At 49.3% G+C, this 24,460-nt stretch carries 16 protein-coding genes and 2 rRNA genes; 14 read left to right on the forward strand and 4 right to left on the reverse strand.

Translation table 11 applies throughout. The annotated features are described in order from the left end of the window. Position 1 precedes the first annotated feature (1 nt). Positions 2-2,852: ribosomal RNA gene (locus ACYQ1O_RS05360) — 23S ribosomal RNA — on the forward strand. Positions 2,853-2,952: 100 nt separating this feature from the next. Continuing rightward, positions 2,953-3,068 (forward strand): 5S ribosomal RNA (gene rrf, locus ACYQ1O_RS05365). Between the two features lie 204 nt (positions 3,069-3,272). Here the strand turns inward: rrf and ACYQ1O_RS05370 are convergent. Next, positions 3,273-6,410 (reverse strand): hypothetical protein, encoded by a 3,138-nt coding sequence (locus tag ACYQ1O_RS05370; RefSeq protein ID WP_459990597.1) that lies wholly within the window; start codon positions 6,408-6,410, stop codon positions 3,273-3,275. A 382-nt stretch (positions 6,411-6,792) separates the two neighbouring features. Beyond that, entirely contained in the window at positions 6,793-7,410 is a 618-nt protein-coding gene (gmk, locus tag ACYQ1O_RS05375; protein ID WP_459990598.1) for a guanylate kinase, read from the reverse strand. 275 nt (positions 7,411-7,685) lie between these two features. Here gmk and ACYQ1O_RS05380 point away from each other — a divergent pair, with 275 nt between their 5' ends. The 7 genes from ACYQ1O_RS05380 to ACYQ1O_RS05410 all read left to right on the forward strand — a co-directional run bounded on the left by ACYQ1O_RS05380 (position 7,686) and on the right by ACYQ1O_RS05410 (position 17,513). Continuing rightward, positions 7,686-10,220: a hypothetical protein gene (locus ACYQ1O_RS05380; RefSeq protein WP_459990599.1), complete on the forward strand. Its 2,535-nt coding sequence runs from the start codon at positions 7,686-7,688 to the stop codon at positions 10,218-10,220. A gap of 25 nt (positions 10,221-10,245) precedes the next feature. After that, the gene (locus ACYQ1O_RS05385; RefSeq protein ID WP_459990600.1) at positions 10,246-11,175 is read left to right on the forward strand and encodes a glycosyltransferase family 2 protein; all 930 of its coding nucleotides are present in this window, start codon (positions 10,246-10,248) and stop codon (positions 11,173-11,175) included. Positions 11,176-11,243: 68 nt separating this feature from the next. Next, entirely contained in the window at positions 11,244-11,657 is a 414-nt protein-coding gene (locus ACYQ1O_RS05390) for a hypothetical protein (RefSeq protein WP_459990601.1), read from the forward strand. A gap of 72 nt (positions 11,658-11,729) precedes the next feature. Then, positions 11,730-13,013 carry a TolC family protein gene (locus ACYQ1O_RS05395; protein ID WP_459990602.1) on the forward strand — a complete coding sequence of 428 codons (1,284 nt, stop codon included), beginning with the start codon at positions 11,730-11,732 and terminating at the stop codon, positions 13,011-13,013. Continuing rightward, the gene (locus tag ACYQ1O_RS05400) at positions 13,010-14,140 is read left to right on the forward strand and encodes an efflux RND transporter periplasmic adaptor subunit (RefSeq protein ID WP_459990603.1); all 1,131 of its coding nucleotides are present in this window, start codon (positions 13,010-13,012) and stop codon (positions 14,138-14,140) included. The genes ACYQ1O_RS05395 and ACYQ1O_RS05400 overlap by 4 nt, the downstream gene beginning before the upstream one ends. Further along, positions 14,140-17,214, forward strand: a complete 3,075-nt coding sequence (locus ACYQ1O_RS05405) for an efflux RND transporter permease subunit (RefSeq protein WP_459990604.1) — start codon at positions 14,140-14,142, stop codon at positions 17,212-17,214. The genes ACYQ1O_RS05400 and ACYQ1O_RS05405 overlap by 1 nt, the downstream gene beginning before the upstream one ends. Beyond that, the gene (locus ACYQ1O_RS05410; RefSeq protein ID WP_459990605.1) at positions 17,211-17,513 is read left to right on the forward strand and encodes a DUF3240 family protein; all 303 of its coding nucleotides are present in this window, start codon (positions 17,211-17,213) and stop codon (positions 17,511-17,513) included. The genes ACYQ1O_RS05405 and ACYQ1O_RS05410 overlap by 4 nt, the downstream gene beginning before the upstream one ends. A 95-nt stretch (positions 17,514-17,608) precedes the next feature. Here the strand turns inward: ACYQ1O_RS05410 and ACYQ1O_RS05415 are convergent, their stop codons facing one another. Next, entirely contained in the window at positions 17,609-18,430 is an 822-nt protein-coding gene (locus ACYQ1O_RS05415; RefSeq protein WP_459990606.1) for an MOSC domain-containing protein, read from the reverse strand. A 28-nt stretch (positions 18,431-18,458) separates the two neighbouring features. Further along, positions 18,459-18,866 carry a PilZ domain-containing protein gene (locus tag ACYQ1O_RS05420; protein ID WP_459990607.1) on the reverse strand — a complete coding sequence of 136 codons (408 nt, stop codon included), beginning with the start codon at positions 18,864-18,866 and terminating at the stop codon, positions 18,459-18,461. A gap of 142 nt (positions 18,867-19,008) precedes the next feature. On the opposite strand from ACYQ1O_RS05420, the gene ACYQ1O_RS05425 reads away from it, so the two are divergent. The 5 genes from ACYQ1O_RS05425 (at position 19,009) to ACYQ1O_RS05445 (ending at position 24,319) form a co-directional block, all read left to right on the forward strand. Next, complete coding sequence (locus tag ACYQ1O_RS05425) at positions 19,009-20,199, forward strand: ABC transporter substrate-binding protein (protein ID WP_459990608.1); 1,191 nt, start codon at positions 19,009-19,011, stop codon at positions 20,197-20,199. 14 nt (positions 20,200-20,213) lie between these two features. Further along, positions 20,214-21,161, forward strand: coding sequence for a PQQ-dependent catabolism-associated beta-propeller protein (locus tag ACYQ1O_RS05430; RefSeq protein ID WP_459990641.1), 948 nt, complete (start codon positions 20,214-20,216; stop codon positions 21,159-21,161). Continuing rightward, entirely contained in the window at positions 21,158-21,901 is a 744-nt protein-coding gene (locus ACYQ1O_RS05435) for an ABC transporter ATP-binding protein (RefSeq protein WP_459990609.1), read from the forward strand. Before ACYQ1O_RS05430 ends, ACYQ1O_RS05435 begins: the two co-directional genes overlap by 4 nt. Next, a complete protein-coding gene (locus ACYQ1O_RS05440; RefSeq protein ID WP_459990610.1) occupies positions 21,898-22,701 on the forward strand; it encodes an ABC transporter permease in 804 nt (267 codons plus the stop codon). Before ACYQ1O_RS05435 ends, ACYQ1O_RS05440 begins: the two co-directional genes overlap by 4 nt. A 73-nt stretch (positions 22,702-22,774) precedes the next feature. After that, positions 22,775-24,319 carry a hypothetical protein gene (locus tag ACYQ1O_RS05445; protein WP_459990611.1) on the forward strand — a complete coding sequence of 515 codons (1,545 nt, stop codon included), beginning with the start codon at positions 22,775-22,777 and terminating at the stop codon, positions 24,317-24,319. The last annotated feature ends 141 nt before the right edge of the window (positions 24,320-24,460 follow it).

The raw sequence follows: 24,460 nt of genomic DNA on the forward strand, positions 1-24,460 counted from the left end.
TGGTCAAGTGAACAAGCGCATACGGTGGATGCCTAGGCAATGAGAGGCGATGAAGGACGTTGTAGCATGCGAAAAGCCGCGGGGAGAGTGCAAACCCTCTATGATCCGCGGATGTCCGAATGGGGAAACCCACCCGCAAGGGTATCCTGCAGTGAATACATAGCTGCTGGAGGCGAACCCGGGGAACTGAAACATCTAAGTACCCGGAGGAAAAGAAATCAACCGAGATTCCCTTAGTAGCGGCGAGCGAACGGGGAACAGCCCTTAAGTGGCGGCAAAGTTAGTGGAACGGTCTGGAAAGTCCGGCGATACAGGGTGATGGCCCCGTACACGAAAACCTGCCGACATGAAAACGAGTAAGGCGAGGCACGTGAAACCTTGTCTGAACATGGGGGGACCATCCTCCAAGGCTAAATACTCCTCATTGACCGATAGTGAACCAGTACCGTGAGGGAAAGGCGAAAAGAACCGGGGAGACCGGAGTGAAATAGATCCTGAAACCGTATGCGTACAAGCAGTGGGAGCATACTTGTTATGTGACTGCGTACCTTTTGTATAATGGGTCAGCGACTTAATCTCAGTGGCAAGCTTAACCGGATAGGGGAGGCGTAGCGAAAGCGAGTCTTAATAGGGCGTCAAGTCGCTGGGATTAGACCCGAAACCGGGCGATCTAGCCATGGCCAGGCTGAAGGTTAGGTAATACTGACTGGAGGGCCGAACCCACATCTGTTGAAAAAGATGGGGATGAGCTGTGGCTCGGAGTGAAAGGCTAATCAAGCTCGGAGATAGCTGGTTCTCCTCGAAAGCTATTTAGGTAGCGCCTCGTGCGGACACTGTCGGGGGTAGAGCACTGTTTCGGCTAGGGGGCCGTCTAGGTTTACCAAACCGATGCAAACTCCGAATACCGACAAGTAATACACGGGAGACACACGGCGGGTGATAAGGTCCGTCGTGAAAAGGGAAACAGCCCAGACCGTCAGCTAAGGTCCCAAAATCTAGGCTCAGTGGGAAACGATGTGAGAAGGCATAGACAGCCAGGAGGTTGGCTTAGAAGCAGCCATCCTTTAAAGAAAGCGTAATAGCTCACTGGTCGAGTCGGCTTGCGCGGAAGATTTACCGGGGCTAAGCCTAGTACCGAAGCTACGGATCACAGCAATGTGGTGGTAGAGGAGCGTTCCGTACGCCTGCGAAGGTCAACTGGAAAGTTGGCTGGAGGTATCGGAAGTGCGAATGCTGACATGAGTAACGACAATGGGGGTGAAAAACCCCCACACCGAAAACCCAAGGTTTCCTGCGCAACGCTAATCGACGCAGGGTGAGTCGGTACCTAAGGCGAGGCCGAAAGGCGTAGTCGATGGAAAACAGGTTAATATTCCTGTACTGGTTATGACTGCGATGGGGTGACGGAGAAGGCTACAGCAGCCGGCGGTTGGAAGTGCCGGTTCAAGCGTTTAGGGAGGTTTTCCAGGCAAATCCGGAAAGCCAATCCTGAGGCGTGACGACGTGTCCGCTTGCGGACGAAGTGTTCGATGCCCTGCTTCCAAGAAAAACCTCTAAGCTTCAGGTCATAAGTAGCCGTACCCTAAACCGACACAGGTGGGTGGGATGAGTATTCTAAGGTGCTTGGGAGAACTCGGCTGAAGGAACTAGGCAAAATGATACCGTAACTTCGGGAGAAGGTATGCCCGTGAAAGCGGGCCGCAGTGAATAGGTGGCTGCGACTGTTTAGCAAAAACATAGCACTCTGCAAACTCGAAAGAGGACGTATAGGGTGTGACGCCTGCCCGGTGCCGGAAGGTTAATTGATGGGGTCAGCGCAAGCGAAGCTCTTGATCGAAGCCCCGGTAAACGGCGGCCGTAACTATAACGGTCCTAAGGTAGCGAAATTCCTTGTCGGGTAAGTTCCGACCTGCACGAATGGCGTAACGATGGCCACACTGTCTCCAGCCGAGACCCAGTGAAATTGAAATCGCTGTGAAGATGCAGCGTCCCCGCGGCTAGACGGAAAGACCCCGTGAACCTTTACTATAGCTTGACACTGGACTTTGAACCGATTTGTGTAGGATAGGTGGGAGGCTGTGAAGCGTGGACGCCAGTCTGCGTGGAGCCATCCTTGAAATACCACCCTGGTCTGTTCGGAGTTCTAACCTCGGCCCGTCATCCGGGCTAGGGACAGTGTCTGGTGGGTAGTTTGACTGGGGCGGTCTCCTCCCAAAGAGTAACGGAGGAGCACGAAGGTACCCTCAGGCTGGTCGGAAATCAGCCAATGAGTGCAATGGCATAAGGGTGCTTGACTGCGAGCCCGACAAGGCGAGCAGGTACGAAAGTAGGTCATAGTGATCCGGTGGTTCTGTATGGAAGGGCCATCGCTCAACGGATAAAAGGTACTCCGGGGATAACAGGCTGATACCGCCCAAGAGTTCATATCGACGGCGGTGTTTGGCACCTCGATGTCGGCTCATCACATCCTGGGGCTGAAGCAGGTCCCAAGGGTATGGCTGTTCGCCATTTAAAGTGGTACGCGAGCTGGGTTCAGAACGTCGTGAGACAGTTCGGTCCCTATCTGCCGTGGGCGTTGGAGGTTTGAGGGAAGCTGCTCCTAGTACGAGAGGACCGGAGTGGACGCACCGCTGGTGTTCCGGTTGTCATGCCAATGGCATTGCCGGGTAGCTATGTGCGGACAGGATAACCGCTGAAAGCATCTAAGCGGGAAGCCCCTCCCAAGATGAGACCTCCCTGGGACTCTAAGTCCCCTGAAGGGCCGTTGGAGACTACGACGTTGATAGGCACGGTGTGGAAGCGCAGCAATGTGTGGAGCTAACGTGTACTAATTGCCCGAGAGGCTTGACCATATAACACCCAATGGGCTTGTTGACATGAAGCCGTTACAGATTTCCAGGGCGGGCCGCAGGGCCTGCCGGAGGCGGGGCCTGCCCCCGCCGCACCAGTTTGCTTGGTGACCATAGCGAGCGTGAACCACCCGACCCCATCCCGAACTCGGAAGTGAAACCGCTTAGCGCCGATGATAGTGTGGCAGTTTGCCATGCGAAAGTAGGGAATTGCCAAGCGCCATAAACAAAAGCCCCGCTGTCTCCACGACATCGGGGCTTTTTTTATGCCTGCCAATACCACCAACACCGCAACCGCCCGTGCCGCAAGGCGCAAGCCACAAAAAAACCCGCACCCCCAAATGGGGGACGGGTTTTTTGCTTAACTTTGATAAGCTAGGCCTTGCCTTCTCAGGCCAGCTTGATCCCCAGTTACTTCAACATTTAGCCTATGTGGATCGACGTTGACGAATAGGCGCCAGTTGAGAAGCTGGTTGCTGTTGTCACACCCACCAATGCCACTAAGGTGTCGTTAGTACCGTTGTCCTGGAATATCCAGGTGCTGAGCGTGCCGGTGGTCGATGTCGAGTTCGGGTCAAGCGCATAGCCGGTGAAGGCCACGGTCGCACCGCCGGTGATGTTTGCTTTTAAGTACTCAATAGCTCCGTTTAAGTCTGTGACTTTTATCGTGCTAGCTGAAGTGAAGGTGTCAATATCATCAAACTTAATAAAGCCGTTGCTGATGGTATGGCTTTTGAATCCGCCTGCATCAACGCCATCAATAGAAGCCGCATTTCCAGCAAGGGTTGTGTTGGCAAGATCGATGCTGTCAGTTGCCAGTGCAAATTTTAAAATTCTGTCCGCTTCTGTGTAGTTAGCCGTAGCACTAACAAGCGTTTCATTTGCGCCAATGACGACAGTATCTGTTTTTGCTAACGATTCCGTTAAGTCATAAATATCAGCCCCTTTACCGCCAGCTAAGGTATCCGCTTCTTCGCCGCCCGTTAATTTGTCTGCGCCATCATTACCGATTAATGAGTTAGCTTTGTTTGTACCAATAATGATGTTATTGTCATTGTTACCGGTGGCAACCAAGGCGTCACCAATTAACGTTAAGTTTTCGATGTTGCTGTAGTCTAATAAGCTGAGAGATTTGGTTGATTCGATAGTGTCCGTGCCTTCTCCTGCTAGCTCGACAACGACATCATCATCGTTGCCTAACTTGTAAAGGTCGTTACCTAGGCCACCTTTAAGTGTGTCAATGCCACCTGCGCCATCCAATGTGTCATTGCCGGCTAAGCCTAATAAAGTGTTGTTGGCACTATTACCCAGTAAGATATTATCAAGGACGTTACCTGTTCCTTTAATCGCTTCACTTCCAAGCAAAGTCAGGTTTTCAATGTTAATGTACGAATTGCTGTCCAAACTGAACGTTTCTGTAGATGTACCTTTGTATTGGATAGTGTCTCTGTAATCTGCTTTTGCCGAAGTGGCACTGGTTGTGTCATATAGGTTCGCTATTTCGACAATAGTGTCTATGCCTTGGTTGTTGTCAAGTACGTAAGTGTCATTGCCTAAGCCGCCTTGTAAAATGTCGATACCTTCGCGGCCATCTAAAATATTATCGCCATCATTGCCTATCAATGTGTTGACTTTATCGCTACCAAACAAATTTAAATTATCGGTCGTTTTGGTCAGCCTGCCGTTTTCAATACTACCACCCCAGATATTGGTGTTCAGATCCAAGCTGATTTTTTCTGATTGAACCCAGTCATTGCCTTGGCCATCTTTTTCGGTGATTTCTTCGAGGACACTGTCGACGACATAGGTGTCATCGCCGTAACCGCCTTCAAATTTGTCGGTTCCTGTGCCACCGTCAAGATAATCATCGCCATACAGACCTTTTAATACGTTAGCTGCGCTGTCGCCAATAATGGTATTGTTCAAGTTGTTGCCGATAGCGGTAGTGAGGTTGCCTTTAATGGTTAAGTTTTCGACGCCGCTTAGTAGCGTATAGGACAATGTCGCAACTGTTCCTTTAAATTCAACAGTATCTACGCCGCCAGAGAGTACGGACTTTTCATCAGTAATATCATCGACCGAATCAATACGATAGGTGTCATTTCCTAAGCCACCGTATAGTTTGTCAATTCCGGTGGTTTTTAATGTGGAAGGATAAACAAAAGGAAGGTTTTCAGGTTTTGATAACCCTGCTCCCAAGCCTCCGTCAAGAACATCGTTACCTGCACCACCGTAGAGGTTGTTGTCGTATTGGTTACCGATAATGACATTGTTACCGCTATCACCTTTTGCTGTTACAGCGGTAAATGTTTCTAGTAGGACAATATTTTCAATATAAGTGCTGTCTGTTGCCAAGTTGAAGTCAATAGAGCTAAGCACCGTATCTGAACCCGCACCACCGTTGATGGTGTCGACCCCTTCGCCTACATAGATATAATCATCTCCATCGCCGGCATTAATGGTGTCGTTACCTGCGCCGCCATTTAATATGTCAATCAGGTTACTGCCTTTTAAATTATTGTCTAAAGCATTACCGTTTAAAGTAGCAATGTTGTAAGTGATCTTGTTGGGTGTGTTGACATAAATTTGGTCATCCAAAACACCATTTTCAACATTGTTAGCTAAGGTCACGTAAAAATCGATGCCTGTTAGGATTTTTGAATCAGGGTCTAACTCTTTCCCATCTGCGCCAACGTCGTCGTCCCGTCCGTCAGCGTCGGTGCCACTCCAATCGCGGATGTAGTAAATGGTGTCTGTACCGCCAAGCGCCCCTTCAGTAATGGTATCTACTCCGGTACCCGCAGTACCGTCATCATTAAAAAAATCGTCAAAAGTAATGACATAACTGTCATTGCCTTTTCCACCAATTAACGTGTCTTTGCCGTAACCGGAAAAAATAACGTCATTGCCTGAGCCGCCAGTGATTTTGTCGGAGCCTAAACCACCTTCAAGCCAAGAGCTTAGTGCCGTATTGGAATTGGTGACAGTAATCGTGTCATTGCCTGTGCCACCATAAACAGTGCCTTGATTAACCACGGTAAAGGTATCTGAGCCGTCACCGCCATACATGATGTCATAGCCGCCGAAGAATATGTCATTACCTGCACCGCCAATCATTTCATCGTTTTCTGTGCTGACTGCGCCGTAAGTGGTTTTGTCAGTTGTGTCATATAAAATGTCGTTACCGTCGCCGCCATCCATCGAGTCTGAGCCTGTGCCGCCATAGAGGGTGTCGTCGTCTGCGCCACCAAAAAGGGTATCGTTGCCTGCATGACCATTTAATGTGTCTTTGCCAGTGCTGCCAAAGAGGATGTCGTCACCGTTATTGCCGCTCAGTGTGTCGTTACCTATTCCGCCGTCGAGTATGTCGTTGCCATCGCCACCTTTTAGGGTGTCATTACCGCCACCGCCGGCTAAATTGTCGTCGCCCGTGTTACCGAACAAAATGTCGTTACCTAAGCCGCCATCAAGAATGTCATTGCCTGCATCAGCGTCGATGTCGTCAATCCCAGAACCATAAAGAAAGGTATCGTCACCTGTGGTCAGTTTAATTGTTGCCATTGTTTTTCCTCAAAATTAATATTTGAAAGTGTTGTTAAGTCAGTTTTTTATTGGGAAGGGTCGTGCTTTTGGGTTGGGTAAATCGAATTTCTGGGTTGTCTATCGTTGGTGCTGTTTTAGCCAATTAGTGCCGAAAGTTTAGAGGATTTCGGCTAATAAACAATAAAAACTGCTAAAAATACTTAACGGAAGTGAAATAATTCACAATTAAAAATAATAAGTTAGGTGGGTTTTTAGACGGGTAAGCCGTTTTTCTGGCGAAAAATGTATTTTTTTAGACGAGAAATGAACCGCTCCATACACATTTTCAGAGGCTGAAAAGGGGCGGTATTGATAAGAGTATTCCATTCTGGGCTTTATCTTCAGTGGGCGAAAGCCGTGTTTATTGGTTGAGCAAGGCAGATAACAATCCATCCTGATTTGCTTTTTGCCTACTTAAAATCAATCGGTTGGCGACAATAATGGCTTTAAGTTCGTTTAAAGCGAGTTCAAAGTTATCATTAACAAGCAAATAATCATATTCCGGATAATGGCTCATTTCAGTGACGGCGTCGCGCATGCGCCGGGCAATGATTTGGGCGTCATCTTGCCCGCGATTGCTTAGGCGTTGTTGCAAAATGTCGGTTGAGGGCGGTACGATGAAGATCGACAAGCAATCTGGGCGCTGTTTTCTGATTTGTTGCGCGCCTTGCCAGTCGATTTCTAAGATGACATCACGGCCTTCGCTTAGTTGTTGGTTAACGGTTTCTTTGGCGGTGCCATAAAAGTTGTCGAAGACTTGTGCATATTCCAGAAAACAGTCTTGCTCAAGCATGGCTTTAAATTTATCGATGCTGACAAAAAAATAATCAATGCCATCGGTTTCGCCAAGGCGCATGGTGCGTGTGGTGTGCGACGTGGAGACGGATACGCCTGTCAGCTCTGCCACAAGTTTTTTCACTAAACTGGTTTTGCCTGCACCCGATGGTGCGGAGATGATGTAAAGTTGGCCTTGATTCATAGTAATAAACGGGACGGTTGAGGAAGGCTGCCATTTTAAATTGAAGCAATCAGATTTGCCTAATTATGCGAATTGGTTGGCAAAAAGGGTCTAAAAATAGTTGAAAAATGCATTTTTGTTTATGATCTGTAACAATCTCAATATCTGCGTGATTGCGTTAAGACTAAACATAATTTTGGTTTGGTCGCTTAAAATAGAGAGTCTAAAAATCTGTTTTTGGTTTCCGCAACTCAATATCGTTTGGTTTATCTGCAACAAAATTTGATGATTATCTAATGGATTTATTAATTATGCATATCAGGTTTTTCCGTTATTGGACTGATATTTTTATCGTTTTGATTTTGTTGTATGCGCCTATTGCCGTATTAAATCCGGTATGGCTGATGGCAAACCGCTTGCCTACCGGCGGCGATACCGCATCGCATGTGTTTTATGCTGCGCAATTTTGCGCATATTTTCCAATTCACGGCCTAACGCAATGGTTGCCTGAGGTTTTTGGTGGCTTGCCATTTTTATCTTATTACTTTCCTTTGCCGTTCATCGTCGTTTATGTATTGAGTTTTTGCCTGCCGTTTGCGCTAGCTTTTAAATGGAGCATGTTTTTGGCGGCAGTGGCTTTACCGGCTTCTGTTTATCTAATGGGAATTACCTGTTTTTGCTTCAGCCGCTTGGCAAGCGCATTTGCTGCATTGGCGACGCTGGCTTTTTTGTTACATGAGCAAAATTCCATTTGGGGCGGTAATTTATTGTCGGTGCTGGCGGGTGAGTTTTGTTATAGCTATGGCATGTTGTTTTCGCTGCTGACAGGAGCTGTTTGGATTAAGGCATTGCAAGGCCGCTATTACTGGTTATTAGCCGCCATGCTGGAGGCTGCCACTGGATTTTCGCACGGTTATGCCTTATTACTGACTGGTTTTTCCAGTTTGTTTTTGCTGGCGTGCGGGTCGTTTAAACAAACTTTTGTGTTTTTGACTCTGAGCCACGGCTTGGCGTTTTTGCTGCTTGCGGGTTGGTTGTGGCCTTTGTTGGAAATGCATGGCTTTACCGTTGCTAATGATGGCCCATTTTTATCTGACAACTGGCGCGATTTTTTGCCCATGTCATTATGGCCTGTATTGGGGTTAGGCGGTGTCGGCGTGCTATTTTTTGTTATTCCTGTCCATCGGCGGCAATTGACAAGCCAAGTGCGACAAGTCTTGGCGTTTATTTTGGCAACCGCCCTGCTGGCTGCAACATTTTGGTACAACGCCAACCGTATCGGCTTGGCGGATGTGCGTTTTTTCCCCTATGTTTGGTTGCTGTTAGCTATTTTAGGCGGCGGCTTGTTTGGCGAAGCTTTGCATGTTTTTCTTGGGCATTTAAGACATCGGAGTACCCGCATTTTAGGGAAATGTTTGGCAGTAGTTTTGTGGGTGTCGATGGGCGTTTGGGTGCTGGGCTTGCCGGTAAAAGCACCGCAATGGTCAGAATGGAATCACAGTGGTTATCAAGATAAGCTCTCGTGGCAACGCTTGGCAAGCTTGTTTCCGGTGTTGGCTGGTAAGCTGGATTCGCCCCGCTTGTTGTTCGAGCATGCGCCCGAAAACAATGACATCGGATCAACCCGTGCGTTAGAAGCATTGCCGATGTTTTTAGGCCAGCGTCCGGTTTTGGAAGGCTTATATATGGAATCCGCTTTGCTAGCCCCTGAGATTTACCAATTGCAGGCGGAAATTTCAGCAGTACCTTCTTCGCCTTTGGTGCGCTTTCCCAGCGGTACAATGGACATTGATCGTGCAATTGCCCACATGCAGTTGCTGCATAGCAACCAAGTTTTGGTCCGTAGTGCGTCTGCCAAGGTGCAATTGGCAAAACATCCGACCTTTGTAAAACTTGCCGAAGCCGATCCGTTTAGCGTTTTTCAACTGCAAACTTTTACCAGCCAGTTGGTCGAGCCATTGCCCTTACCGGTGCAGGCGTTTCCCGAACAAAAATGGCAAGAACACGCATTCAGATGGTTTAAAAAATACCCGCAAGTTGACTATTGGCCTGTTTATAGCCAAACATTCATCGCCATTCCCGATAAAAAACCAACCAATCCTATCGAAATAAGCCAATTAAGGCTTGAGCGGCAACGCGTCAGTTTTCACACAAACCAACCAGGATTTCCCCATTTACTGAAAATGGCTTATCACCCACGTTGGCAAATGGGCAGTGCAGGACAGCTTTATTTGGCGGCTCCTGGCTATTTGTTGGTCGTGCCACAAACGGCAGATGTCGAATTGGTTTATGGTACGACGAGTCTTGGCAAGCTAGGGGAATTGGCAAGTCTATTGGCGGCGGGTGTGTTGCTTTGGCAATGTTGGCGCCGGCGTTTCCTCCTTTTTGTTAATACGCCACCTGCGCGATCAATCCGTCGCGGCTTGTGGTTTTGGTTGGGATTATTGGTAGCGATCAATGCTGAAGCCTACAGCAACAACCCTGAACGCCATTACAGCCAAGCTTGGCAAGCCATGCGGAAAAGCCATTATGCAGCGGCAGCGTTGGCGTTTGACGCCAGCCGACAAGGCCGACACCATGCTGCCGCACAGGAAGAGGCCACTTTTTGGGCGGCAAAAGCCTATGAATTGGCTGGCGAGCGGGTATTGGCAAAACAACGCTACCAGCTAATTGCCGAGCAATTTGATGGCTATTGGTTACCGGAAAGCTTATACACCTTGGCAAAATTGCATCGCCTAGACCAACACCCTGAACAATCCGCGCCGATAGAACAGCGTTTACGCCACGATTTCCCTCAAAACCCTTACAGCCAAAGTTTGGATGCCCAATAGCCACTGTTATCTGTTTTAGCCTCCCATGAACAAGCCAATGTTGACCATCGTTATCCCGCTTTATAACGAAGCACAAGCCTTGCCCATTTTTTGGCAAAATTTACAGCCCGTATTGGCAGATTTATCGGTACCCTTGGAAGTTTGTTTGATTGATGACGGTAGCCAAGACCAAACTTGGCAACTTATCCAGCAATTGACGGAGCGTTACGATTTCGTCCGCGGCCTGCGTTTTACCCGCAATTTTGGTAAAGAAGCCGCCATTTTGGCTGGCTTGCAACAAGCCCAAGGCCAAGTGGTTGTAGTGATGGATGGCGATGGGCAACATCCGCCAGCTTTGCTGCCGGCAATGTTGCGGGCTTGGCAACAGGGCCATGCCTTAGTGGTCGCTTGTAAGCAAGCACGGCCTAGCGATAGTTGTTTTACCCGAATGATGGCTTGGCTGTTTGCCAAAACTATGCGCTTGTTATCGGGTTTGGATTTGGCAAACAGCAGCGATTTCCGTCTGTTAGACCGGCAAGTGGTGGATAGCTTGTTGGCCTGTCCGGAAAAAATCCGGTTTTTTCGCGGCATGACGGTTTGGTCGGGATTTAGCTGCCAGCATATTGACTTTATAGTACCGGGGCGGCTGGCTGGTGAAAGCGGTTGGAGTAAAACCAGCTTGGTGAAAATGGCTTTGCAGGCTTTGGTTTCGTACAGTGCAAAGCCTTTGTATTATCTCTTTGGTGCCGGTCTGGGCGGGTTGTTGGTGTCGTTCTTTCTGGTTTTACAAGCCTTATATTCATGGATACAAGGTTTTGCCGCTTCTGGCTGGACTGCCATTACTTTACTGATTATCTTCTTTGGTTCTACCAATTTGCTGGGCTTGGGGTTGGTGGGTATTTATGTTGGTCAATTGTTTGATGAAATTAAAGCCCGACCTGCTTATCTGGTACGTGAGCGTAGCGGCGAAAATTAAGTTCGTGTTTGCGCCAAGCAGGCGGCTATAATGGCTCCAAGTATGGTTTTTCTGGTTAAACATTTGAAATGTTGAAATACTCGCGTTTAGTCGTGGTTATGTTCTTGGCGATGCTGCAGTTGGTAGCACCGTTGGCGCATGCCCATGCACGCGAAAGTATTGGCAACGGTGGCTTGCATATTCCTGGTTTGGAAATTTATAGCGCAGGCCAAAGCCCAGAAATTTCAGGCGTTACCGAAAGTAGCGCATTTGATGATGCGTTGGTGATGGTGGATACGGGCATCAAACAAAACCAAAGCCTTATCCATAACGCGCAAGCCGATAACGATAATAGCCCGTATCTGTTAGCGCAGCTGTTCCTTTTTGACTGCGCCGACAACACAAGTCTTCCCGCCTTTCCACCCTACAGCCAAGTCCTGTCAGGGCGGTTACCCAACCATTCACATAAGTCGCGCGCGCCTCCCGCCCAATCGTTACAATAACAATAACCTGTCAAACTTACACTGGGTTTGATGTTGTTTTTGTCTATGGCAATTTTGCCTTGTTGAGCGACTATGAAAATATTATCTGTTACCCCGCGTTTAGCGTTTTATCCCTTCAGTTTGCTGTGCCTGTTCGCCACGCCGCTGAAAGCGAACCCTGACATGCCTCCCAGCTCTCAGCTGGTTGTCGGTCATCATGACCCCATTGTGGTCGATAGCCAATTAAGTTTGGCTAAAGTATTGGATTTAACCGTAGAAAAATTCCCCGATTCCGCCACGCTCCAAGCTTTAGAAGAAGAGGCGGCGGCAATCATGCAGCGCAGTAAAAATTGGACGGCGGGTCCGGCATTGGCAGGCTTGCGTTTCCAAGAAGCCACCAGCGGAACGCTGCATTACATTGATGGCACTGTAGAAGTGCCGTTATGGAATGTCGGCCAACGCGATGCCCAACAACAACTGGCTGAACAAGCCGACGCCAGCAGCGAAGCCCAAGGCCAAGCCATCAAATTGCGTGTTGCCGGTCTGTTGCGCACCGCTTTGTGGGACATGGCTCTACAAAATATCCGCTACGAACAGGCGAAAGAAGAGGTCGATGCCTTTGAAAAACTCTATGCCAAAGTGGGTAAACGCGTTGAGCTGGGCGATTTGCCACGCGCCGACTTGCTTCTGGCGCAAACCGAGTTGCTGCAAAAACGTTCAAGCATGATTTTGGCGGAAGCGGAATTGATGCATGCACGCAAACGCTACGCCAGCATTACCCAAATGCAGAAAGTGCCCACCCAGTTTCAGGAAAACTTGGCGGCTATCAAGGAAATTCAAGACAACCATCCGGCTTTGGTTGCCATCAATAAGCAAATCAGCCGCAAGCAGGCGGAGCTTGATTCGCTAAAATTGGTGGGGTCAGGGCAAACCAACGTTGTTGTCGGTGTCAACAGCGACAGTTTTACCGATGACCCGCGCAGTAACAAAACCGAAAGCTTTAACATCGGCGTGACCATGCCATTTGGCGGCAGCGACCATTTAAAACCGCAACTGGCGGCGATTAATGTCGAACTTAACCAACTGTTCGCACAACGCGCCCAGTTGCACCGCGACTTGGAGCAAATGCACCACGAAGCCGAACATAATCTGGAAGTCAATCGCGCCGAATTGTCGATTGCCAACGAGCTAAAGCAAGTCGCCGAGCAACACTTAAGCATGACGCACCTCAGCTATTCCGCTGGCGAAATCAACTTGATCGACTTGCTAAAAATCCAATCCCGAACCAATTTGGCGGTACTTAACGCCAAAGAACGGGCGTTGATTTTGCAACGAGACCAAGCCTTTTATAACCAGGCGGTTGGGGTCTTGCCATGAATAAACTGAAGCTGATGGCAGGCGCATTGTGCTTGGCGTTAGCGGTCGCCAATAGTTTTGCGCAAGAGCCTGCCATCAATTTGTCGTCTGAGCAGATTGCCAATTTGGGTGTCAGCGTCGGCAAGCTCAACCTAATCAACGAGTTACCGCTATTGGTTGCGCCCGCTAAAGTCGCCATTCCAGCTAATCAAGATTACATCGTCAGTGCTTCACAGTCCGGCTTGGTGACGCATTTAGCGGCGGCGGTTGCCAATCCGGTCAAAAAAGGCCAAGTCTTGGCGCAAATCAACAGTCCGGCGTTATTGGAATTGCAAGGCCAGTATTTAAAAGCCAACAGCCTGTTGCAATTGGCTACAGCGGCCTTTAACCGCGATAAAAAACTGCTCAGTGACGGCGTTATCGCCACCCGCCGCGAGCAAGAAACCCTAAGCCAATACAACGCTGCGGTACTGGATGTTAACCAAGCCAAACAATTGTTGGCGATTGCCGGTATGCCGGCGGGCGATATTGCCGCCTTGGGCAAAAACCAGCTATTGAACGGACAGTTGAACATTACCGCGCCCATTAGCGGTGTCGTGATCGAACGTTTGGTAACGGCTGGCGCGCGGGTGGACAACCAAACGCCGCTGTACCGCATCGCCAATTTGGATACGCTTTGGTTGGACATCAATATTCCGCAAGAGCGCATTGCCGATATAAAAATCGGTGATCGCGTCCAGCTCGATAACAGCAGCCATTTGCCGCCTATTGATGCCGCCATTATCCAGTTGGGCATTAACGTCAATCCTGACAACCAAACGGTGTTGGCGCGCGCGTTGGTGAAAAATCCGACTGATGCCTTGGTCGGCAATGGTTTGCGCGCCGGACAAAAAATCAACATCAAAATCACCCAGCCGCTTAAGCAGGCGGCGTATAGCGTTGCTAATACTGCATTGGCGCAATACCAAGGCCAAGCAGTAGTCTTTGTCCGCACGCCTGGCGGCTTTAGCGCAGAAACGGTACAAGTGCTTGGCAAGCAAGGCGATTTGTCCGTCATTACCGGTAATTTCACGGGATCGGAAGAGATTGCCATTGCCGGTGCTGCCGCCCTTAAGGCCAATTGGTTGGGATTGGGGAGCGATGAGTAATGACGCATCTTATTCGTTTTGCCTTAAGTCAGCGTCTGCTGATGCTGGTGTTTGTGCTGTTGTTGACGGGCGCGGGCTATCACGCCTTTACCCACATCCCCATCGACGCATTTCCTGAAGTTTCCCCCACCCAAGTCAAAATTATCGTTAAAGCCCCTGGCATGACGCCTGAAGAGGTCGAGGCGCGCATTACTGCACCTATCGAAGTCGATTTGTTGGGCATTCCGCACCAAACCATGTTGCGCTCCATTGCCAAATACGCACTGACCGACATCACTGTCGATTTTAAAGAAGGCACCGATATTTACTGGGCGCGCCAGCAAATTGCCGAACGCCTCAATACCCTATGGGGCAATTTGCCTGCCGGTGTCAGTGGCGGTATTGCGCCGATGACCACGCCGCTGGGCGAGATGTTTATGTTCACCATCGAAGGCGGCGGCTTGAGCCTGATGGAACGCCGCGATTTGCTCGATTGGGTGATCCGTCCTGCGTTGCGTACTGTGTCCGGTGTGGCGGATGTCAATTCCTTAGGCGGCTTGGTGCGCAGTTTTGAAGTGGTTCCTGACAACATGCGCCTTGCCGCCCGAGGCATCAGTATTGAACAGCTTGTGCAAGCCTTGCAGCACAACAACAGCAACGACGGTGCAGGCCGCTTGAGTGATGGCGAAGAAGCCCTGATCGTCCGCGCCGAAGGCCGCATCAAAACCTTGGTCGACGTCAGCAATACGGTGGTGGCGAACAGCAATGGCATTCCCGTCACAGTTGGTGATGTCGCCACGGTAAAAATCGGCGCGTTAACCCGCTATGGCGGTGTCAGCAAAAATGGCGAAGGCGAAGCCGTGACCGGTTTAGTGTTAAGTTTGCGGGGCGCGAATGCGCGGCAAACCATTGTGGGCATTGAAAGCAAATTGGCGGAGATCAGCAAAAGCTTTCCCGAAGGCGTAACTGCCAAGGTGTTTTACAACCGTGGCAATTTGGTCGATAAAGCCGTGGAGACTGTCACCCATGCCTTGTTCGAGGCTATTGTGCTGGTGGTTGTGCTGCTGATTCTGTTCTTGGGTAACTTACGCGCCGCGATTGTGGTGGCTTTGGCCTTACCCTTGGCAGCCTTGTTCACCTTTATTCTAATGAACGCGATGGATATGTCCGCCAACTTGATGAGTTTGGGCGGCTTGGCTATCGCCATCGGCATGTTGGTCGATGCTGCCGTCGTGGTGGTCGAAAACCTGATTACCCATATGGCGCACACCCAAACTGCGCAGCGTTTGCCGCGTTTGCATGTCATCTACCGCGCGACCGCCGAAGTGGCGGGGTCTGTAACAGCGGGCATTTTGATTATCATCATCGTGTTTTTGCCGTTGCTGACTTTGCAAGGCTTGGAAGGCAAATTGTTTACGCCGGTGGCGTTGACCATTGTTTTTGCTTTAAGCGGCTCGCTGGTGTTGTCGTTGACAGCGATTCCGGTGCTGGCTTCGTTTTTGATGACCCGCGTGTCGCACGAAGAACCGTGGCTGCCACGCAAGTTGCAAGCCTTGTACCAACCGGCTTTGCTGTGGTGTTTAAGTCACGGCAAACAGGTGTTTACTGGTGCGGGCGTCTTGTTGGCAGTCACGGTCGTGGTGTTTTTGCAAATTGGCAGCACCTTTATGCCCACCATGGACGAAGGCGATATTATCGTGCAGCTGGAAAAACTGCCGTCCATCACCCTTCAACAATCGTTGGTTTTAGATGGGCAAGTGCAAAAAAACTTGCTCAGCAAAGTGCCGGAAATTGCCACCGTGGTTTCGCGGGTCGGTTCGGATGAGTTGGGGCTTGATCCGATGGGCTTAAACGAAACCGATACTTTTTTGGTGTTAAAGCCGAAATCGGAATGGCGCATGGATAGCAAAGAAAAATTGCTGGAAGAAATCCGTTTGGTCATGCAACAAACGCCGGGCATCGCTTTTGGCTTTACCCAACCGATAGAAATGCGCGTTTCGGAAATGTTGACCGGTACACGCGGCGACGTGGCGGTGAAATTGTTCGGCCCTGATTTGGCGGTTTTGAATGAAAAAGCCAATGAAATTGCCGAAGTGTTACGGCATATCCAAGGCGCTAGCGATGTTTTCGCCAAACAAAATAACGGTATGCAGTTCTTGCAATTGAGCATTGACCGCTTGGCGGCAGGGCGCATGGGCTTGGATGCCGATGGCATTGAAACCTTGCTGCGCGCGCAAATTGAAGGCTTAAATTTGGGCATCGTCCAAGAAGGCATCAAACGTACACCGCTGTTGGTGCGTGGCGACAGCAACACTGCCAACTTCAACAACCTGCAAATCACCTTGCCCGATGGTAACCACGTTCCGGTGACGGCGATTGCCAAGCTGGCAAAGGTGGAAGGCGTGGTGGCGATAGGTCGTGAAAAAGGCCAGCGCTTTGCTGTCGTGCGAAGTAATGTGCAAGACCGCGATTTGGTCGGCTTTGTTGAAGAAGCCCGCCAAGCCGTGGCAGCAAAAGTCAAATTGCCGACGGGTTATACGCTGGAGTTTGGTGGTCAGTTTGAAAACCAACAACGCGCGGCGGCGACCTTGTCGCTGGTGGTGCCGATCTCCTTAGGCTTGATTTTCTTGTTGTTGTTTTCCACGTTTGGCTCGGTGCGCCAAGCCATCTTGGTCTTGTCGAACATTCCTTTGGCGATGGTGGGCGGTGTGTTCGCATTGTGGGTTTCTGGCGAATATCTGTCCGTTCCGGCCTCGGTCGGTTTTATCGCCTTGCTGGGCATTGCCGTTTTGAACGGCGTGGTGATGGTCAGTTATTTCAACCAATTGCTGGCAACGGGTATGGCGATGGCAAAAGTGGTGGTTGCGGGTTCGTCACGGCGCTTAAGGCCGGTGCTGATGACCGCTAGCATTGCCGCTTTTGGTTTGATTCCGCTGTTGTTCGCCACCGGCCCCGGTTCGGAAATCCAAAGGCCGTTGGCTATCGTGGTGATTGGCGGCTTGGTGTCATCCACGTTTTTAACCCTGTTTTTATTGCCGTTATTGTTTAAATTGTTCGGACAAGCGGCGGACGAATTGGAAGGAGACGCATCATGAATGACCAATATTTGCTGACGCTGAATATTCCGCAAAGCTTGGAAGAATCGATGGTCGATTGTTTGCTGCAATTGGAATCGGAGCTGGGCTTTAGCAGTTTTCCGGTCAACGTCCATCACCATCAAAACCGTGGCTTGTCGATTGCCGAACAAGTGACCGGACGGCAAAAGCGCGTGCGTTTTCAGATTAATGTGTCCGCCAAGGATTTGCCCGAACTGGTGGCTTCCATAAAGGCCGATTTTGCCGGTTCCGGTATCCGCTATTGGGTGTTGCCGATTGTCGAACATGGCATGATGTAAACGGGTCTTGGTTTTACAGAAGGCGTCCAAATTTTTTGGACGCCTTTTTTTGCCCTATTGAAATAAAAGCGTTTCCGTCAGTTATCGGGAATTGTTTACAGTGGCGGCTGTTTGGCGCCTGTGAGCATGACTTGCAAGGTATTGCCTACCGATAAAATGCCGTTTTGGTTGTGTATAGCGTTTTGCCCAAAATAGACTTTGTTTTGCCATTTCCGTAAGCGGTTTAGGGTGGTGAGCGGTTCTTTGCCGGTGATGCCGGTGTTGGGGTCGATGGTGGGTACGGAGCAGCGCGAGCAAGGTTTCGGAAGGCGGAAATCAATGCCGCCAATGCGGATCTGCCGCCATTCGTCTTCGGCATAGGCGGGACAGCCGCTGATGACCAGATTGGGTCGGAAGCGGTTCATGCCAATACTTTCGCTGAGCGAGCGGTTAAGTTCGGTTAGGGAATTTTCGGCAATGATTAAAAACGGAAAACCGTCAGAAAAGCTGGTTTGGTCGTCGGCTTGGGCGTAGTTGGGGTCAACACGGCGGATGCTGTCGTCGGGTTGGTAGACGAGGCGGCAGTCTTGGCCCAGAAAACGGCTTAGCCAAAAATCGGCAGCCTCGGAAACCCGTTGGGCTGGGCAAGTGTCATCCCAAACGGTGCTAATGATGCTTTCACCGGTTGTTGTTTCTAGCGGGATAATCAAATCAGCCATACCGCTTGCCGACAGCACCAGTTCGTGGTCGGTGAGCGCGGTGTTTATCAAGGCCATGCGCGGTAAGCGGCCTTGGCTGAGGAATTGTCCGGCTTCGTCAATCAGCATCCATTTGCGGTCATACTTAAGGCCGGTTTTTTCGACGGGCCAGTGGTTGACGCGAATCCCTGCCAGTGATTTGACAGGGTAGATGATGATGTCGGCAAGTTGGCTAGGCATAGCTTTTCCGGTGAGTGTGTCGGTGCGGTTATTTCAATAACAGCTTGGTTTGCGTTTCCAGCATATAATCGCCCAGTTCGTTATTGTACTGGTCGAATTTTATGCCATATTGAAAGCCTGCTGACGGCTGTTCATGGAGGTGGACGCATTGGCAAGCAATGTCAAAGCGTTTGCCGGTTGGGAATGCTAAGTGGAGTATTATTTTGCGGTGCAGTGGAATCTTTTTGCTGGCAAGCACCAGGGCGCCGTTACTGGCAATGTCGAGCAGTTGGGCGCCGATTTCGCTTTTATCAAAATAAAACAATCCGGGATAGGTTATGGTTGCGTTGATGTCCTCTCGGATGTAGCGCGTGGTAAAACGTTGGTTGTTTACTAATGCGCCTAAACTAGGAATCTCGAAGATATTGTTATTAGATTTGTTTTCGATTTCAGACATAATGTGAAGACCTAATGGTTGAAATGTTAGCAGGCAATTTAATTATTTTTATTTTGCCAATGTATAAAAACTTATGGGCGGGTGGACATACTCTGGTGTTTAAATCCGCTAAAATAGGGTAACTTTGCTTCATTAAGTGACAATGCACACATCAATTAAGTTAATTATTTCCTTTTTGGTTTTGCCGCTGCTGTTCGTGCTGGCTTTTACGGCACACGCCAAAGACAAACAAAACATAAATATAGCCTATCTTAGCTTAGAGCAGGTATTGCCGCCGCCAGCCTCAATTTTAGATATACCTATCAAAGATTGGGGTGTACCGGGCGCTGAGTTGGCAATTGCCGATAACAATACAACGGGCAAGTTTACCGGTCAGTCCTTCAGCCTAAAATCGTTTGCGGTTCCGGCTAATGGCAATGTTGCCGAGGTTTTTGAAAAGTCAATCAGCGGGCGTTTTGATTATCTACTATTGGCTTTGCCGGCTCAACAATTGTTGGCGGTTGCCGATTCGCCCAAAGCCAAAGACATGCTGTTGTTTAATGTCGCCAGCAGCGACGACAGCTTGCGCGGTGCGCAATGCCGCAGCCATGTGTTGCATGTCATACCCAGCCGCGCCATGCGTGCCGATGCTCTGGCGCAATACATGGTGAAAAAGCGCTGGACGAAATGGTTTTTGGTGGTGGGTGATGCGCCCGAAGACATTTTGTTTGCCGAGGCTTTAAAGCGTTCGATCAAACATTTTGGCATTGAGGTGGTCGCCGAAAAAACGTGGGAACACCATCACGATGCCCGTCGGACGGCGCAGTCGGAAATGGCGGTGTTCACCCAAATTGACGACGATTACGATGTGCTGGTGGTCGCGGACGAGTTTGGGCAGTTTGGTGATTATCTGGATTACCGCACTTGGTCGGCGCGTCCGGTGATCGGTACGCAAGGCTTGGTGGCAACCGCTTGGCATCCTAGCCACGAGCAATGGGGCGCTATACAAATTCAAAACCGTTTTAAAGAAAAAACCAACCGTTGGATGGGCGAGCAAGATTATGCTGCTTATCTGGCGGTTAGGGCTTTGGGCGAGGCTGTCGTACGCAGCCAGTCGGTGGTTTTGCAGCCAGTTAAGGATTATCTGCTGAGCGAGCGGTTTGCTTTGCAAGGCTATAAAGGCAGTCCTTTGTCGTTCCGCGCTTGGGACGGACAATTGCGCCAGCCTATATTACTGGCGGCACCTCGTTCATTAGTCGCCGTCGCACCGATTGAAGGCTTTTCGCATCCGAAAACCGAACTGGATAGTTTGGGGTTTGATTTACCTGAAACACAATGCAAAGAGGGAAAATAACAGTGAAAAAAGTAATGGTCGCGTGTTGCTGGCTGGCTTGTTTCGGCGGCGCACAAGCAGAAACGGTGTTTGTCACCTTGGAAAAAGATAATGCTTTGGCGGTGGTTGATCCTATAGCCGGAAAGCTGCTTAAAACCGTGCCGGTGGGGGTACGTCCGCGCGGAATCGCCATCAGTCCTGATTATAAGTATTTGTACATTGCCACCAGTGATGAAAACACAATCAAGGTTCTGGATGCCGACACTTTAAAAGAAGTGGCGCAGTTGCCGTCAGGCGAAGACCCTGAAACTTTTGCGCTTGACCCTAAAGGCGAGCGTATGTACGTGTCGAACGAAGACGACAGCCAGGTAACAGCGATTGATGTTGCCAAACGTAAAGCCATCAAGGCTGTGCTGGTGGGTGTCGAGCCGGAAGGCATTACCGTCAGCCCGGATAACCAGTGGGTGATTAGCGCGTCTGAAACGACCAATATGGTGCATTGGATCAATACCAAAACCTTGGAGATTGCCGAGAATACCTTGGTCGATCCGCGCCCTCGGGCGGTCAGCTTTACAGCGGATAGCGAGCAATTATGGGTGACATCGGAAATGGCAGGCACTTTAATGGTGCTGGATGCGAAATCTAAACAAATCGTTAAAACGCTTAATTTTGCCGTACCCGGTGTTACCAATGACAAGATTCAGCCGGTGGGCGTGTTGGTCGATAAGGAGCGGCACAGAGCGTATATTGCTTTAGGGCCGGCTAACCGCGTTGCTGTCGTCAATGCGCAAACATTTGAGGTTGAAAACTATTTGCTGGTCGGGTCGCGGGTTTGGAATCTGGCCTTTTCGCCCGACCAAAAACGTCTCTACACCACCAATGGCGTCAGCAATGACATATCCATTATTGATTTGGACAGCCAAACCGTGACCAAATCGATCGGTGTCGGCACCTATCCTTGGGGCGTGGCGGTCAAACCATGATGTCGCCTGTCGCCTTGTCGGTTGAAAACCTGAGCTTTTCTTACAGCGCTAAAAAAGCGTTGGATCAACTCAACTTAAAAATCCATGCGGGCGAATGTACGGTGTTGCTGGGGCCAAATGGGGCGGGTAAAAGCACCCTGTTTTCATTGATTACCCGTCTTTATGATAGCCGCGAAGGGCGGATTGAGTTGTGCGGGTTTGATGTCCGTCGCCAGTCACGGCAAGCCTTGGCGAAATTGGGCGTGGTTTTCCAACAAACCACGCTCGATATGGATTTGACGGTCATGCAAAATTTGCTTTACCACACCGATTTGCATGGCATGACTGGTAAGCTTGCCAGACAACGCATCCAGGAAGCACTGGAGCGTCTGAATATGTATGAGCGGCGCTTTGAAAAAGCCAGGGAATTGAATGGTGGACACAAACGGCGTGTAGAAATCGCCAGGGCTTTGCTGCACAAGCCATCATTGCTGTTGTTGGACGAACCCACAGTGGGCTTGGATGTTCCCAGCCGCTTGGCGATTGTCGAATATGTGCACCAGCTTGCCGTTGACGAAAAACTGGCGGTGTTATGGGCCAGCCATCTGATTGATGAGATTTATCCGGATGACCATTTGGTTGTCTTGCACCAAGGCCGCATCAAGGCTAACGGCCTTGTCAGCGACGTGCTAGCTAGCACCCAAACATCAAGCATTAACGAGGCATTCAGCCAATTGACCCAAGCAGGAGGCAAAGCGTGAACATAGCGCATTATTGGCGGGCATTACGCGGTATTGTCGGGCGTGAGCTGTGGCGGTTTGTCACTCAGCGTGAGCGATTTATTTCCGCATTGGTCAGGCCGTTGGTCTGGCTGTTTGTGTTCGCGGCAGGTTTTCGCGCCTCTTTAGGGCTGGCGATTATGCCGCCTTACGAAACCTATATCCTTTACGAAGTCTACATCACGCCTGGTTTATGCGCGATGATCCAGCTGTTTAACGGCATGCAAAGTTCCTTGTCGATGGTTTACGATCGGGAAATGGGCAGTATGAGGATTTTGATGGTGTCACCCTTGCCGCGCTGGTTTTTGTTGCTTAGTAAGTTGGTTGCCGGTGCTGGGGTGTCGGTTTTACAGGTTTATGTGTTCCTGGGCATTGCTTGGTTGTATGGCATTAAAGCGCCATTGGAAGGTTATGCGCTGATTTTGCCGGTTTTGTTATTATCTGGCTTAATGTTGGGGGCTTTGGGTTTGTTGTTGTCATCTTTCATTAAACAGCTGGAAAATTTTGCCGGCGTGATGAATTTTGTTATTTTTCCGATGTTTTTTATGTCTACAGCCTTGTATCCATTATGGAAAATAAAAGAATCCAGTAGCCTGTTACATAAGCTTGCCGAATACAATCCGTTCTCGCAGGCGGTAGAGCTGACGCGTTTTGCATTATATGGGCAGTTTAATCAAACCGCTTTCGTCTATACTTTGGTTGCTTTCTTGGTATTTATGGCGGCGGCAATTGTCGGCTATAACCCCTCCAAAGGCATGATGACCCGTAAAGGCGGAGCTTAAGTCTCATGGTTCATTCGATTGCGGATTTCCGTAAAACATACAAACTTGCGGCTAACGCCATATAGGTGAGCAATTGAAAAATTCATTTTATCTTGTCATACCCAAGCCCATAAACGATCCTGACCGGCTTAAGGAATTTACGCCCAAAGCCTTGGAGCAATGGATTGCCGAGCTGCCTATTGCCAATATGGAAATGTCTGCCCGCTTGATGCAGGATTTCATCATGACGTTCAACACCCTTAAGATGCCCGCCCAATTCAGGCTGGAGGCTCTGGAGGTGTTACGCCCCAGTTTGATTATCATTGAAGATTATTTGCGCTCGCAACTGCTGAAGTCTGGATTTCCGAAGTCCGAAAGCGACAAGGGTGTGCTGACATTGTTGGTGGCTTTGCAGCGCGAATTTACCATCAGTTACTGGATTGCGTTAAAAGAGTATGCGGAACAGGTGATTGGTTGGTTTCAAGGCCAAAACGCTGCACTGGCAGTACAGCGCTGTATTAAGGGGTTGTCGAGTATCGTTATTAGTCATTTTATAATGGGCAGGGCAGTGCCGGATTGGGTCTGGATAGATTTGCATTCCCTTTATAAATTAAGCGTCAAGATCAAAAAAGATTTGTTAAAGGTACCGAACGATCCGGGCGAAGTTAACAAATCTAGTAGTGCCAAAGAATGTTACATGCAAATTTTGTTAACCAGTTTGGCTGACCCGCAGGGCTTGGTGCAAAATGAAATTTTACTGGTTTACCGGTTTGTTGAAACCTTGCTACCACTGCTCGATATTAAGGGCAAAGCCGTTTCAGGCAATTCTGTCAATTGCACAATAATGGTTGACGAGGATAAGCCACCTTTCTTTTGGCCTGCCGATGAGGAGTTGGATTCGGATTCTGCGCTTTTGTATCTCGATCTTGCCAAATTTTTTCAAGCGTGTCGGTTGGGGTTTGTTCCGATTAACGAGGTCAATGCTCGTTTTAATGCCTTGAATGCTGCGCAAAATGACCTTGATAAACCGTCTTCAGAATTATTGGAGTATTTGGTGCAGCGATGGCAAGGAGAAGAAATCAAAAGCTCTCCGTTGTTTAAAGATCGCTTGGATCGTTATGTTGCTATTGGATTAACGGCAACTGCTGGTTTGCAAAAAATGACCGATACCACGCCCGCACCTAATTTAGAAATACTGGCGCATTCCGCTTCAGAAAATATGCTCTCATGCGTCTTTAAAAAAACCGGCATTTTGTCAGTGGGTAGCTTGGTCAGCTTTAGGAAACCTGATGTGCCTAAAGGCAAACGGATATTGGCGGTGGTTGACAGGTTAGTGGTCGCAAAAGAAATTGGGCGTATTAATTTTGGTTTGCAGTTCCTTGCCAACCAATTTTCTGCAATCACTTATTTGCCGGGCGATGCCGATAATATGAGTGCTGCTAAAAAAGCGCTGTTTTACAGCTCTTCCGAACAAGAAGTGAAAAGTTACCTGATTATTGATACATTGGTTCTGAAAGAAGGTGATATTATTTGGCTCTTTTTTCATCAAGAGCGTGCAAGGGTCTTTTTGCAGAACCGAAAAAACATCGGTTTGGGCTACTGGCGGTTTGAGTGTAAAAAAGTGGTGGATAGCAGGTAGTTTCAGTAATTCCGGCTTGCTATAAATATGCTTTGCTGGAATCTGCTTTTTTAAAGCAAGGGCAAATTGTTACAAAGCACTTGAAAAGTTTTTGAGTCGTGGTAACTTGACCCTTTGAGTAGGTTTTTGTATCACCTGCTT

The sequence above is a fragment of the Methylosoma difficile genome (assembly GCF_054657615.1).